This window comes from Undibacterium sp. TJN19 (assembly GCF_049339485.1).
Taxonomy (GTDB): Bacteria; Pseudomonadota; Gammaproteobacteria; order Burkholderiales; family Burkholderiaceae_D; genus Undibacterium.
The window spans coordinates 1-14660 of record NZ_JBMPPL010000004.1 but is presented as its reverse complement, the minus strand read 5'-3'; the positions used below and the strand labels follow the sequence as shown (position 1 = coordinate 14660).

The following is a 14660-nucleotide window of genomic DNA, read 5'->3' as shown; positions in this document are numbered from 1 at the left end:
GCCGGCGGCCTTTCTAGGCGGTACGGCAAGACAAGGAATTACTATGCAATGGGAAGTCGTTATCGGTTTTGAGACGCATGCGCAACTTAAAACCAATTCAAAAATATTTAGTGGCTCATCGATACAATTTGGTGCAGAACCGAATACGCAAGCCAGCCCGGTAGACTTGGCTTTACCTGGTGTATTGCCAGTGATGAACAAAGGTGCGGTAGAAAAAGCCATACAGTTTGGCCTGGCCGTTGGTGCTGTTGTCGCGCCAGAATCCATCTTTGCCCGTAAAAATTATTTCTACCCTGACCTGCCCAAAGGCTATCAGATCAGCCAGTTTGAAATTCCGGTCGTGCAAGGCGGTTTTGTCCCTTGCGTGTTTGAAAAAGATGGCAAGACTGAATTCAGAAACATAGAACTGACACGCGCCCATCTGGAAGAAGATGCGGGTAAATCCATGCATGGCGCCGCTCAGGGCATGACAGGCATAGACCTGAACCGTGCGGGCACGCCTTTGCTGGAAATCGTCACCGAACCTGTCATGCGCAGTGCTGCTGAAGCGGTAGGCTATGCCAAGGCATTGCACTCGCTGGTAACCTGGCTGGATATTTGCGATGGCAATATGCAGGAAGGCTCTTTCCGCTGCGATGCCAACGTCTCAGTACGTCCGGTAGGACAGAAAGAATTTGGCACACGCTGTGAAATCAAGAACCTTAACTCTTTCCGTTTTCTGGAAGAAGCCATCAATATCGAGGTACGTCGTCAGATCGAGTTGATAGAAGACGGCGGCAAGGTCATCCAGGAAACGCGTCTGTACGATCCGGACAAAAAGGAAACACGCTCGATGCGCAGCAAGGAAGATTCGATGGATTATCGTTACTTCCCTGATCCTGACCTGCCACCATTGAAAATCAGCCGTGAATGGGTAGAACAGGTGCGAGCCACCATGCCGGAATTGCCATCGGCCATGCGTCAGCGTTTCATAGAGCAATTTGGGTTGACTGAATATGACGCGACCATTTTGACGCAATCCAAAGGCATGGCCACTTATTTTGAAGCAATCGTCACTGCGGCTGGCGCGGCGCAGGCAAAACCGGCTGCCAACATGATGATGGGTGATGTGGCGGCGACGTTGAACCGCGAAGGTCTGGATATCAGCGCCATACCAGTCAGTGCAGCACAACTGGCAGTATTATTGCAACGCATTACAGATGGCACGATCTCCAACAAGATTGCCAAAGAAGTATTTGCCGGTATGTGGCAGGCGCCATCTGCTGACATCCATCTGGCAGACCAGGTCATTGAAGCCAAAGGATTAAAACAGATTTCAGATGTCGGCGCGCTGGAAAAAATCATTGATGAAGTCATGGCTGCCAATCAGCAGTCCGTTGATGAATACCGCGCAGGTAAAGAAAAAGCGTTCAACTCACTGGTAGGCCAGGCAATGAAGGCTACCAAGGGTAAGGGCAACCCTGCACAGGTCAATGAATTGCTGAAGAAAAAACTGGCTGGCTAAAATCCAGGCGTAGAGACAAAAACGGCGCAGACTGTAAAGGTCTGCGCCGTTTTTATTTACCTGAGAAAGCTATGACAAGTCATAGCCAAAAACCATATCAGGGATTGCTTAGCTCATGGGAGAGAAATAAGCTGCAACAGTCTGTATATCATCTATGCTGATCGTTCCAGCTGCCACACGCAGTTTCAGGAAGCTGATCAGATAATTGTATTTGGCTTGCGCCAGGTCGCGCTTGGCAGCCACCAATTGCTGTTCGGAGCTAAGCACATCAAGGTTAATACGAACACCGCCCTTGACGCTCTGTTTGGTTGCTTCCACCAGCAAGGTCGACGAGTTGACCGATTTTTGCAAAGCACTGATTTTAGTCAAACTGGTTTGCAGCGCATTAAATTGCCTGCGCAATTCTATCGCGATACGATTGCGTGTTGAGTCGAGGTCAGCCCTGGCCTTGTCACGGTTGGCAACAGCCTGCGCGCTGATCGCATTGACGTAACCACCTGCATAGATAGGTATGACTAATTGCACACCTATACTTTTGATGGTCTGATCCTGAGTACGCGTGGTAATACTGTCGGATAAACCGCGGTTATAACCAGCGTTGAGATCCAGCCTTGGTGTATGACCCGCCTTGGCTTTGCTGATTTCGAGCTCGGCTGCTTCCAGTGAATATTTGGCGGCAGCTATCTCAGGATTATTTTCTGTCGCAACCGTCATCCATTCTTCAAAACTTGTTTGCTTGGCTGGCATGACGGTGAACTCGGCACGCAAACCATCAAGTTGCGTTACTTCCGAGCCAACGATAGCGGAGAAAGCATTCCGGGCATTCAGCAGATTGTCTTGCGCCTCAATGACCTGCGCTTCAGCGACGTCAAGCTTGGCCTGAGTTTCGAGCATGTCGGTCTTGGTACCCTCGCCTTTTTCAAACATGCGCGCATTGATACGCCGCTGTTCATCAAGGGCATCTCTCTGGGCGTGGTACAAATCCAGCTGATCTTCGGCAAATTTGACGTCGGCGTAAGCGGTCGTCAGACGAATGACCAGGTCCTTGCTGCGCGCAGAAAAAATGGCATCACTATAGTTGGTCTGCGCTATGCCTTGCTTGTAACGTGCCGTTGCGTCCAGGCTAAACAGTACCTGGCGCAGTGAAAGCGAATTGGTGATGCTGGTGTAATCGTAATTACTGACAGCGAAACCACCGGTTGGTTGCCCCAGAAAATTTGTCGCTGGTTGTGTAATTTCTGCACGGTTTTTACCTGAGCCGTAGACATATTGCAGCGTTGGCAGCAGACCAGAGCGACCGATATTCCGAAATTCTTTGCCCGCAGTATTTTCAGAGACCGCAGCGCGGTAAGTCGGATCGTTGATCAATGCCGCCTCGTAGGCCTGCAACAGCCCCATCGCCTGAGCCTGGCCTGCGGACATCACGAGGATGCCACAGGCAGCAGCAATCAGATTAAGGCGCTTCCATGTTTTTTTCATGATTATTCCTCAGTCATTGCAGATTTAGCGCGGTCAAGCACTGGTTTCAGCAAGTAGTTCATCATGGTGCGACCACCGGTGCTGACGAATAATTCAACTGGCATACCTGGACGGATATTCAGATTGGCAATCATTTTCAAGCCTTCTGGTGCCACTTCCGCACGCACTTTATAGAAAGCCTGACCGGTTCTTTCATCAACAGTGCGGTCAGCAGATATCTGGGTAATGACGCCAGGAATATGCGGCGTGGTATTGGTGTTGAACGCGGAGAAAATCAATTCCGTTTTCAGACCCTTATGCACTTTATCAACCAGATTGACTGGCAACATGGCTTCAACGATGAGCTTGTCATCCTTAGGAACCAGTTCCATCAGTTTAAAGCCACCAGGAACAACCGCACCTTTGGTAAAGACATTCAGACTGACAATAGTGCCGGCAACAGGTGCCTTGATCAGTACATTGCCCAGATCAAAATCGAGCGCAGTCAAACGGTTTTGCAGGGATTCAACTTCTTTCTGGACGTCAGACAACTGTGTACGAATTTCTTTTTGATAGTCTTGCTGACGTTGCAATTTACGCAGCGTCAACTCACTGACCTGACGGGATACACGACCCATATTGCCGATGTCTTCAGAGATACTGCCATTTACCTGTGCATAAGTACGTTCCAGGTCCAGCAGGCGGTTTCTGGCGATGTAACCATCTTTAGCCAGGTCACGCATGCCATCGAGCTGTTCTTTCAGGAATTGTTGTTGCTGCTTTTTGCTGACCATGGATTCTTCCAAACCCTTGGACTGAGATCTCAGACCAGCGATATTTTCATCCAGCGCACCGATTTCACTTTGTATGGAAATCTGGCGTGAAGTGAATAATTGTTGTTGCAAGAGGATATTGCTGGCAACACGCGGATCATTCTTGGCTGCATCAAGCTCTTTAGGGAAGTTGATGGATTTTGCGCCTTCGCGTTCCGCCATCAGACGTGCCTCGATTGCCTGGGCAGTAAACAACTGGACACGGGCAATTTCAGCTGCCGACTTGGCATTGACGTTATTCATTCTGACCAGCGGTTGACCAGCCTCAACGACATCGCCATCTTTTACCAATATTTCATCGACCGTACCACCGGTCAGATGTTGTATGGCCTTGCGACTGGAAGCAACAGCGACGTTGCCACTCATGGGTACGCCTTTATCCAGTGGCGCTATGGATGCCCATAACAGGAAGCCGACAACGCCGACCAGGATGATGATCCAGCCCAGACGGGAGTAGCTGCGGGCATCTGTATTGACATCCAGCACTTCGACGTTCTGCGATGCCACGTCGGTGACAATATTTCTTTTAACCAATGCGTTTTTCATGATTATTCCTGTTCTGCGGTTGCATCAGCCTGTTCTTTGGCGCTGGCTTCTACTCTTGCCTGCGTATCGGCTGGCGGTTCAGATGCTGCTGTCTGCAAACCAGCTGGCATTTGCGCCTGCTGTGCTGCTTGCTGGGCAGCCGCTTGTTGCTGGGCTTGCTGAGCCTGTTGTTGAGCTTGCTGATTAGCCTGGTTCAGTGCAGCCAAAACTTGATCACGTGGACCGAAAGCCTGCGCTACGCCATCACGCAACAACAAGAGTTTGGTGGTTGCGCCCAGAATGGTGGTGCGATGGGTAATCAAAACGATAGTTTTGCCACGTTGACGCAGGTCATTAATTGCCACGACCAAAGCCTGTTCACCGATGTCATCCAGATTGGAATTGGGTTCATCCAACACCAGCAATGAAGGATCGTCATACATAGCGCGAGCCAGGCCGATACGTTGTTTCTGACCACCAGACAAACCAGCACCGCCGTCACCCAGACGTGTGTCGTAACCTTGTGGGAAATGCAAAATCAGGTCATGAACACCAGCGCGCTTGGCTGCCAGGATCACTTTTTCAGAATCAACATCACCGAAGCGGGCGATATTCTCTGCAACGCTACCGGCAAACAATTCAATATCTTGCGGCAGGTAACCGATATTTGGTCCGAGCTGGTCTTTGTTCCACTGGTAGATATCTGCGCCATCCAGACGTACTTTACCTACCGCTGCTGGCCATACACCAACCAGCAAACGCGCCAAAGTTGATTTGCCTGAACCTGAAGGGCCAATCACGCCCAATACATCACCAGGCTGCAAAGACAGACCCAGACCTTTCAACACAACCACAGTGGAGCCCGGAGGCGCAGCTGTCACGCCTTCAACAGTCAATGCACCCAGTGGTTTTGGCAAATCCATGCCGGCTTTACGTGGTGGATTGGCACCCAGCAATTCATTCAAACGGTCGTACGCACTCTTGACACTGCTCCATTGTTTCCATACGCCGATCAATTGATCGATAGGACCCGTTGCCTTACCCAGCAGAATGGAACCGGCAATCATCATACCTGGCGACATTTTGCCTTCAATAACCAGCAAAGCACCAAAGCCCAGTACCAATGACTGTACAGAGACGCGTACGAATTTACTGGCAGCAGTGATAATTCCTGACTTTTCACTGGCTTCTGCCTGCAATTGCAGGAAACGGCCATGCAATTTGAACCAGCGTGACATCAGGTTTGGCAACATGCCCATGGCTTCAATGACTTCTGCATTACGCAGATTATTGGTTGCCAGGTTGCTGGAAGCAATCGCCATGGCGTTTGCTTCAGCCAGTGGTTTTTTCGATACCACTTCATTGGCATACGCCAGAATAACCATGATGATGACCGCACCCAACGCAAACAAGCCCAGATAGACGTCAAACATGAAAATCACGGCCAGATAGAATGGAAACCATGGCGCATCAAAGAAGGCAAACAAACCACTGCCTGTCAGGAACTGGCGGATTTGCGTCAGATCTTGCAGTGCCTGGCCAGCATTACCGCCGCCACGTTTCAGATTTTGTTCAAATGCCGCAGTGTAGATACGCTTGTTCATTTGCATATCGAGCTTGGCACCCAGACGTATGACGACAAAGCTACGAATGTATTCCAACGCGCTCATCAAGGCGTAGGCACCCAGCATCAGCATGGTCAGCATCAGCAAGGTAATTTCATTGCGGCTTTGCAAAACGCGGTCATATACCTGTAGCATGTACAGAGACGGTGCCAGCATCAGCAGGTTAATGATGGCACTGAAAATGCCAACGGTTCTGAATGCACTTCTGAATGTCATCAAGACTTGTGCAATTTCAGTTTGTGGTTGTTTAAGTTTCGAGATCATTTGTATTCTTTGCACATTCAAGTGCTAAAAACAGCGCAATTTAATGAGGGCACCGCCAGCAAGGTGATGAAATGAGACAGCTTTAATCTCAATTCCAAACCAAGGCGGCATTATCCCCGTTCATAACTCAATTAAATGTGACCTACATCACATTTTTCGAAAGCGTAACACAAGTAAATTACATTTAAAACGAGTTTTGTGTTAACTGCGCGCTTCTTTATGCATACCCCCCCTGTGTATATAAATTCCTGAAATTATTTTCTTCCTGAAATGGAAATTATCTTGCCTATACTCCCTGCATTTCCGATTTAAAAATTTTTGGGGAAAGTTAGAAAAAATTATCAAATAAATAATTATTTTAGGTAATTTCGAACGAAAATTACTATTTTTTTGTGATGTCAGTCACAGAAATCAGGTATTTTCTTGTGAAAATGCACAAATTTTGAGCAGAGAAGCGGATAAAGGATGAAAAAAAACGCCCCACAATATCCGTTGTGGGGCGCCGAGTTCTTAATGGTACTGCTAGCCGTAGAATTATTTTAACTCAATCAGGACAGTGTTTACAAGCGCTTGTGACGATATATCACATTCCTTGTGGTTTTCCGTTACTGTTGCCAGTGATTGCACCCATTCCAGCTGCGCTGGCAAGCAAACGCGCTGCAAATCATAAAATTCACAGGCAAACCGCCGCGCATTTTCACCCAGTCTTTGCCTTTCGTCCGGCTGTTCCAGTAATTGACTGACCTCATTGGCAAGGGCATCTACATCGAAAAAATTGACCAGGCGGCCTGTTTCATTGTGACGTATGGCTTCACGCAGAGGCTGGGTATCGGATGCAACAATAGCGCAACCAGCACTCATGGCTTCCAGCAAACTCCACGACAGTACGAAGGGATAAGTCAGATAAACGTGAACACGCGACAGCTGTAGCAGGGGAATAAAATATTGATAAGGGATATTGCCGAGAAAATGTATGCGTCGCAAGGCGGTTTCAGGCAAATGCGGCCTTACTTCATTAAAGAAAATATCTTTCCATGACTGGCCACTGGCAGATTTGGCGCCATAACTGACGTCATCACCACCGACCAACAGTACATGGGCATTTGGACGGTTTGCCAATATCTGCGGCAATGCCCGCATGAAAATATGGTAGCCGCGATAAGGCTCCAGATTACGGTTCACGAAGGTAATCACTTCATCGTCACGCGTTAATACCAACCCGTCACCTATGGTCAGTGATACCGCATGGTTTGGTGCAATCAAGTCCGTATTGATACCATCATGAATAACGCTAATGCGCTCGCGGAACGAACCCGGAAAAGTACTTGCCTGCCAATGCGTAGGCGAAATCGCCGCGTCAGCAAGTTGCATATGCAAGAGATTATTGATGTTCTTGAGCTGAACCCGGCAAGCCTGATCAATGCCGCTGGTAGGAAACTCAGGATCAAAACCTACATCGGCGCCTTGGGAGTGATAATAAAACTCGCCATATATGCCGAGCTTCGCCGTGGGCCAGACATCTTTAAGGAATAAACTTTCACCCCAGCCAGGGTGTGCAATGATGGCGTCAGGCACAAAACCTTCATCACGTAACTTGAGCGCTATGCGCATGGCGGCTTCACCACGTATCACCTTGGGTTCAGCATCAGCCAGCCAGGGATGAATATCTTTGGTTACGCCACGCGCTACCTGATAAGAAATTACCCTGACACCATTCCAGCTTTCCGGCGCATTTTGTTGCATCGTCAAAGCAATGACTTGGTTGGATGCGTCTGCGGCCAGTGCAGGTGCCAGATGGGTGAACTGACCAGGAAAATTTTGGTGGACGAACAGGATTTTCATAAAGAGGCGAGTCAAAAATTCCAATAAACTTGATTATCACAGTATAAACGTTAATTTACCCTGACAGCTTACAGAATACGGCTGGAAATAACACAAACCAGGCCAGCCGTTCAGATTGACGCCTGTGATGTCCTAAGTGGCAGAAATCAAATGATGAGAAAAAGCCCGTGCGACGCCATCCGGTCGCAAATGGTGTTCATCAATATGCCATTGCTGGTTGGATTTTGAATTGCCGCTATCTGTCATCGCAAACACATCCAGAAAATCCATTCCTCTTTGCAATGCGGCCTGCTTCAGGTACTCGTTAAACATACGCAATACTTTGGTAAATACGGGCATGTCCTCAGACTTTGCAGCCTCTTCGGCAAGATTGTGCGCCGGGACGCCACTGATAATCAGTTTGCATGCTTTTTGTTGCGTCAAATTGACAAGGGCATTCAAATAAGAATCAATGGTTGAATTGATGACTGCCTGCATATCTGTGGTTGGGGACTTTTTCCAAGCCTTCATGACGCCACCATCAATACGGCAATCAATTTCACCTATCGTCAACATGACTTTGCTGCCAGCCGGAATGGCATTTATAAACGTCGACAATAATTGCTTATAGTGATTTTGCTGGGTATTCCCGATATGCCATTGCTTGCAGCCTTCTATCCACAAACTTTTACCCTGATAGGGACGGCCCTGATATTCCAGTCTCATTTTATGAGCAGAGAAACTATGGCTTTCACCGATCACATATAGATTTTCGAGCGCCGACGCTGATCGATTTGCTGCGAGTTGCTGGCTCCACCAGTAATGGATTTTCGACACGAACACACAATAAATCTGTGAGCCAACGTCGGTAAGCAAAGCTGCACCAAGCATGCCCCTGGCAATATTGAGCAGGGGATCAATATTGCTTTCATTTCCATAAAGAAAATGCAGTATCGCCATTTGTAATGCCGCATTTTGCGCGGTAAACCCTTGCTGGTTCAGCTCAAGCGACTTTGAATAATGCGCAATGGCTTCTGAAAGCCTCACCTGTTTTTTATACACGCTGGCGATACTTGCATGTAGATCGGCATTATCGGGCGCAATGGCCAAGCCCGTCAGATAGCTTTGCGCAGCATCCTCTATACGCTCCAGTTTTTGTAAGACATTGCCACGATTATTCAGTGCCTGCAGATGTCTGCCATTGATACTGAGTACCTTGTCATAGTCACGCAGGGCGTCTGCATAATGTCGCATTGTCATGTAGAGGTTGCCACGATTAAAGTGCGCATCAATATAATCAGCTTGTAAAGCCAATGCTTTCTCGTAACTGAGCAAAGCATCCTGATGTCGCCCAAGTACCGCCAAGGCATTGCCACGATTATTAAGCACTTCCGGAAAATCAGGCATCAACAACAAAAATTGCTCATAGCAGACCAGCGCTTCTTCATGACGCATCAGTTCTAACAGAATATTTCCATGCACTGCATGCACTGAAGCATTTGCCGGGTTGAGCTTAACGGCACGCTCAATCAATTCCAGCGCTTTTAGCGAATCGCCCATTTTGTTCAAGGCAATCCCGAACAGATGCAAAGCATCAAAATGCTGTGTATCCAGCGTCAATATCTGTTGATAAAGCTGGACGGCTTCAGCCAATTGCCCATTTTGATGAAGGGCAATTGCCTGTTGCAGTAATTTCGCTATTTCAGCAAGCGTAGCCGTTTTGTTCTTTTTAAGTAGAACCGTCGAATTACCCGGCTTGAACTGTTTTTTTTGCATGGCTGGCGTAATGCGAATGATTACTGAAGTTGCGCACGTAACAGAGTTTCAACTTCGGGAATCGGGCGTGCGCTTTTACTTCCCACTGCCCACAAATCAAAGGCCGACGGGCGCGAGGCTGCCACCACTGTCTTGAAACCTGCTCCAGCCAGGGTATTCATCAATACTTTTTGAGTAAAGCCGCAGCGATGGGCCATGTAGAGATTGCCTTTCTCCATGGCTGCGCGATGGCCGTACAAGATGTCGAGCGGGGAAATCGGTCCTGCTGGCGAGATATAGGCCGGCTCCAGCAACTTGTCTTCAGCAACTAATTTGCAGACTGACAGCAGGTCAGGGCAAGTCACGACAAAAATGCCGTCGTCTTTCAACACACGCATGATCTCTGCCAGCGCAAACGGTACCTCATGAGGATACAGATGTTCGATATTATGGGAAGAATAGACGGCATCAATTGAACCGCTTTCTACGGCGCTCATATCTGTCAGTGTGCCTTGTATATCGGGCTTTACTGACGCATCAATATCAAAGCGAATTTCCTGCCAATCATCGGACTGAAAAAATGGTGTTGTGCCTGCTTTGTTTTGCGGGCCGCAGCCTACGTGTAATAATTTCAAAATACTCACCTGAAAAAGAGTTTAGGCAATAAAAATGGGGCAATCACTTGCCCCATTTTGCCATACCAATTCACGAATCCAGACAGCTTATTATTGAACCTGGTCTGGACGCGAAGATGCCAAAGCGACTTTCGCCAGGTGACGGAAAGAAGCCCAGTGCAGTTCCAGCAGGGCCATCAGACCATTGCGCACCCAGCGTGCCAGGGTTGCATCATCCAATGCCATGACTTTTTCACGCTCAACAACGCGGAAACCACCAATCAGATGTACGTCATGGCCTTCGCGGAAACTCAGGTCTTTGGAAACCAGAACACCGCTTGTTTCCAGTTCGTTCAATACTACGCGGCCTTCGCGCAGGTTTTTTTCATAGGTGTTTAGCAGCTCAACTACTTTATCGAAATAAGGATTCAATTCAGAATTATCTGAAAATACCTGTTCGCCTTCAGTTGCATTGAATTGCGGCGCATCCATATCAGCCGCCAGCAGATACTCGTCGGTATTGCCTACACGCCCCAAAATGAAAGGGTAACGGCGTACATGCACTGGCACGTACGTATCAAGCCATTGATTTTTTTCATTCAGGAATACATTACGCTCTCTCAAACCAAGAACTGCTACTGCATTCAGCAGGCCATTTGGCGTAAAAAGAACAGGATAAAACTCCGCTGCTTCTGCGATTTCTATTGGTGCCAGCGGCGCTGTCGTCAAGCCACGTGCAAATGCAAAGTCGGATGCTGGCTGAAAGCGCAAAGCACCATGCTTGTTCTTATCTAAGGATTGAGCATTTTGAAACATAGTAAAACTCCGATAACTAGAAAAAGCCCATTTCCATTGATGGCATGGGTGATGCGCCAATTAAAAAATATTCAAAATGGCGAGTAATTGTTTTTGATAACAAGCCTATTGGTCAAACACAAATGTAGGCAATCTGGCGAAAATCAAGCCCTATATTGTATCAGCACACCAGGCAGGTGACAGTTTTTTCCACTTTTGGCTGCACAAGACGACAACTATCGTACCTTGCGCCAAATATACAAATAGCCTGGGATAGCCGTGTGATTTTCCATTCTGATGGTTTGTGGTAATTGCTGCAAACAATGAAAACCGACCTGGCTGGCCAGTTGCTGCAAATACGATGGCCGGTGAGCATACCTGCCACTTGTGCGCAGGGAATAAGCCTTTTGGGCTTCGCTCTCTTTTCCTGACAGGTCATACGTTTCTTCCGCTGTCTCTACAGAAAAGACGAACAAGCCGCCAACCGGCAGCAAGCGCGCAACATCCGTAACGATTTCGTCGAGTTGCCCCAGATAAACAAAGACGTCAGCCGCCGTTACCACGTGGTAACTGGCATTGGCTTCCTGCCGTGTCATATTAATCAGGTCGGACTGCACCAGACGCTGATAGATCTGTCTTGCCTGTGCCTTAAGCAGCATTTTTTCCGACAAGTCGACACCCACCATATGGGCTGCAATAGGTGCCAGTTCTTTTGCTACCAGACCGGTTCCGCAACCCAGATCCAGGATATGCCAACCAGTATCCCGGCCTGCGTGATAACTCTTTAATTCGCGCCCTATGACCGCGGGAATGTTGTATTCCAATACCTGTTGTAAATGTTCATCAAAGCGCTCAGCATAATCGTCAAAAATTTTTGCCACATAGGCTTGAGGTGCTTGCACACTGACATTGCCTGACAAGACATCAATGAAATGTCGCGCATTGCCTTGGTGTGGATCAAGTTCCACTGCTCGTTGATAGCTGGCAATCGCCTCCTTGATTTGCCCTGCGTCTTTATAAATATTGCCAAGTGCATTGTGGATTTCAGCAGAGTCGGGCTGCAAGGCAGCCGCCTGTCGTGCACACTGAAGTGCTACTGAAATATTTTTTTGCTTCTGGTGTATCAGGGCGAGATTATTCCAGGGTTCTGCCAGGCTTGGGTTAATCGCTAACGCCCGTTCATATGAGCGTATTGCTTCGTTATTTCGGCCAAGGTCTTTATAAACATTGGCAATATTATTATGTGCCTCTGCATGATCAGGCTTTAAGGCTGTCGCACGCATAAAACTATGCAAAGCTTCATCAAATTGCCTGGCGTCGCGCAGTACCGCACCTAAATTATTGTGGGCATAGGCATTGCTGGCATTGTGTTGCAAAGATTGCTGAATTCGTTCTATCGCCAATGCATAGTGTCCCTGCTGATGCGCAATCACACCTGTCAAATGCATGGCGTCAGCATGACCGGGAATCAATGCCAGTACCTGCTGGTAGCTTTGCTGCGCTTCCAACAACTGACCGTTGCGATGAAAAACCAGACCCTGCTCCATATATTGACTTGCCAGCGCCTGATTTTGTGCTTTGTTAGCATCTTCGAGCGCGTGAGCAGCTTCATCTTTGGTCATGCAGCACTGTTTATACTTCTTGCCACTGCCGCATGGACAGGGATCGTTACGACTGATTTTTTTCATAGATTTTTAACTGGCAAGCTGAAGCCAGCTGCATAAGTATCAAGCGTTTGGCAAAATGCTCATCATACCTAAATTTTCACCCATAAAAAAACCACCGCTTTGCAGTGGTGGTTTTTGTTTTGCACAACAGGGAGGATGTTCTCTCCCTGCTGCATGGGTACCGGGGTACCCATTTTTGCATTACTTGCTACTGAATTAAGCGATGAAGTCGCCGGCAACGATAGAACCTGCGCCAGTGATTTTAACGATAAAGTCAGTTGCATCAACAGTACCTACCGTGCCACCGATGTTTTGGAAGGCATAAGTACCAGCTGCTGTACCTGCGGCTACAGTGATCACGTAAGCCTGGGTATTGGCTGCCAAAGCCGCGCCAGCTGCAGTTGCTGCTGTAGCGATTGCTGCTGCCAGCGTGGATGTATCAGCTGTAGCGATAGACAACAGGTTCAGTGTTGTTGCTGCTGTACCAGTTTTGAACACGTCAGCGCCAGAAACTTTGAAGTTGGCTACTGTGTCAATGGAAGAGATCACAGAACCAGTAGTGATAGTTTCAGCACCAAGACCAGTTGTAGACAGGTTGATCGTATCAGCACCAGTGCCGCCGGTTACTGTTACTGCGGTAGCAGTGTTACCCAACACTGTAACTGTTTGGCCGCCTGTACCCAGAACAACTACGTCACCTGTTGCGCCGCGACTATAGTTCAGAGCTACACCAGCACCGTTTTCGTTAGTGAAGGTCCAGCCAGTTGCAGCAGAGCCAGTTACGTTGATTGTTTCTACAGCTGTTACAAGAGTAGAGATATTCAAGTTAGCACCGATAGCACCGATGTTCAGTGTATCTGCACCTAAGCCGCCGTCCAGCACTGTTGCGCCGGCGATTTGTGTCGCTGTGTAGTTGAATGTATCGTTGCCTGTGCCGCCAACAACGCTCACTGTGTTAGTACCAGCAGTGAATGTGTTAGTACCAGCAGCCAGTGAGAAGCGCTCGATCGCTGCGTTAGCAACGATAGTACCGGCTGTGGTCAAAGCGATAGTTTCTGTATTACCAGCAGTGAAAGTACCTGTGAAGGAATTGTATTGCGCTGCAGTCATGGTGTACACGCCTGTTGCATTCAATTGCAGGTTTTCGAAGCCTGTAATGTTTGCACCAGCGATGTTGTCACCAGCATCCAGCCACAATGTGTCTGTTGTACCAGCACCAGCAGTGTAAGTACCGACATAAGTCTTGTTGGCTTCAAATTTCAAAGTCTGACCAGCACCAGCACCCAGGTTGACATTACCATTCAGGAATGTAGAGCCTGTATTTGTCAGATCAACGTTATCAACACCTGTACCACCAGTGATGGTTGTGATACCTGTAGTTGCATTGGCGAATGTGATGCTGCCACCAGTGTTATCAGTGATCAGGGATTTGATGTTGGTGATCGTACCGCCAGTAGTACCGTTATTCAGTGCTACAGTAGAAGAACCTGTCAAAGAGATGCTGTCTTGATCGCCAAGATTACCGTTGATCGTTGTGCCGCTCAGATTAGCAACAGTACCTGTGAAGTTGTCGTTCACACCTACTGCACTAGTGAATGTACCACCAGCTGTGAAGGCTGTTGGGCTCAATGCTGAACCACCACCGTTGATTGGAGATGTACCAACAACACCAGTTGTTACTGTTGCGCCACCAGATACAGTCACTGCATTGGATGTCGTTGTGTTGTTCACGCCGCCACCAGTTGCATTGGAAGAAGACGCTGTGTCAATCACCAAAGTACCGCTTGTAACAGAGATCA

10 protein-coding genes are annotated in these 14660 nt (G+C 48.2%); 1 reads left to right on the top strand and 9 read right to left on the bottom strand.

Annotated elements, in window-relative coordinates:
• The first annotated feature begins 43 nt into the window (after window positions 1-43).
• Window positions 44-1504 (top strand): Asp-tRNA(Asn)/Glu-tRNA(Gln) amidotransferase subunit GatB, encoded by a 1461-nt coding sequence (gene gatB / locus ACO0LH_RS13485; protein ID WP_422941618.1) that lies wholly within the window; start codon window positions 44-46, stop codon window positions 1502-1504.
• Window positions 1505-1612: 108 nt separating this feature from the next.
• On the opposite strand, the gene ACO0LH_RS13480 is transcribed toward gatB, so the two are convergent.
• The 9 genes from ACO0LH_RS13480 to ACO0LH_RS13440 all read right to left on the bottom strand — a co-directional run.
• Window positions 1613-2983: a TolC family outer membrane protein gene (locus ACO0LH_RS13480; RefSeq protein ID WP_422941617.1), complete on the bottom strand. Its 1371-nt coding sequence runs from the start codon at window positions 2981-2983 to the stop codon at window positions 1613-1615.
• A 2-nt stretch (window positions 2984-2985) separates the two neighbouring features.
• Window positions 2986-4341, bottom strand: a complete 1356-nt coding sequence (locus ACO0LH_RS13475) for an HlyD family type I secretion periplasmic adaptor subunit (protein WP_422941616.1) — start codon at window positions 4339-4341, stop codon at window positions 2986-2988.
• A gap of 2 nt (window positions 4342-4343) precedes the next feature.
• Complete coding sequence (locus tag ACO0LH_RS13470) at window positions 4344-6209, bottom strand: type I secretion system permease/ATPase (protein WP_422941615.1); 1866 nt, start codon at window positions 6207-6209, stop codon at window positions 4344-4346.
• A gap of 534 nt (window positions 6210-6743) precedes the next feature.
• Complete coding sequence (locus tag ACO0LH_RS13465) at window positions 6744-8051, bottom strand: glycosyltransferase family 4 protein (RefSeq protein ID WP_422941614.1); 1308 nt, start codon at window positions 8049-8051, stop codon at window positions 6744-6746.
• A 132-nt stretch (window positions 8052-8183) separates the two neighbouring features.
• Window positions 8184-9806 (bottom strand): tetratricopeptide repeat protein, encoded by a 1623-nt coding sequence (locus tag ACO0LH_RS13460; protein WP_422941613.1) that lies wholly within the window; start codon window positions 9804-9806, stop codon window positions 8184-8186.
• Window positions 9807-9826: 20 nt separating this feature from the next.
• On the bottom strand, window positions 9827-10420 hold the full coding sequence (locus ACO0LH_RS13455; protein ID WP_422941612.1) for a class I SAM-dependent methyltransferase: 594 nt from the start codon (window positions 10418-10420) through the stop codon (window positions 9827-9829).
• Between the two features lie 90 nt (window positions 10421-10510).
• A complete protein-coding gene (locus tag ACO0LH_RS13450; RefSeq protein WP_422941611.1) occupies window positions 10511-11215 on the bottom strand; it encodes a SapC family protein in 705 nt (234 codons plus the stop codon).
• A gap of 215 nt (window positions 11216-11430) precedes the next feature.
• The gene (locus tag ACO0LH_RS13445; protein WP_422941610.1) at window positions 11431-12882 is read right to left on the bottom strand and encodes a tetratricopeptide repeat protein; all 1452 of its coding nucleotides are present in this window, start codon (window positions 12880-12882) and stop codon (window positions 11431-11433) included.
• A 195-nt stretch (window positions 12883-13077) separates the two neighbouring features.
• Window positions 13078-14660 (bottom strand): beta strand repeat-containing protein (locus tag ACO0LH_RS13440; RefSeq protein WP_422941609.1); only part of this gene is annotated, 1583 nt, incomplete at its 5' end.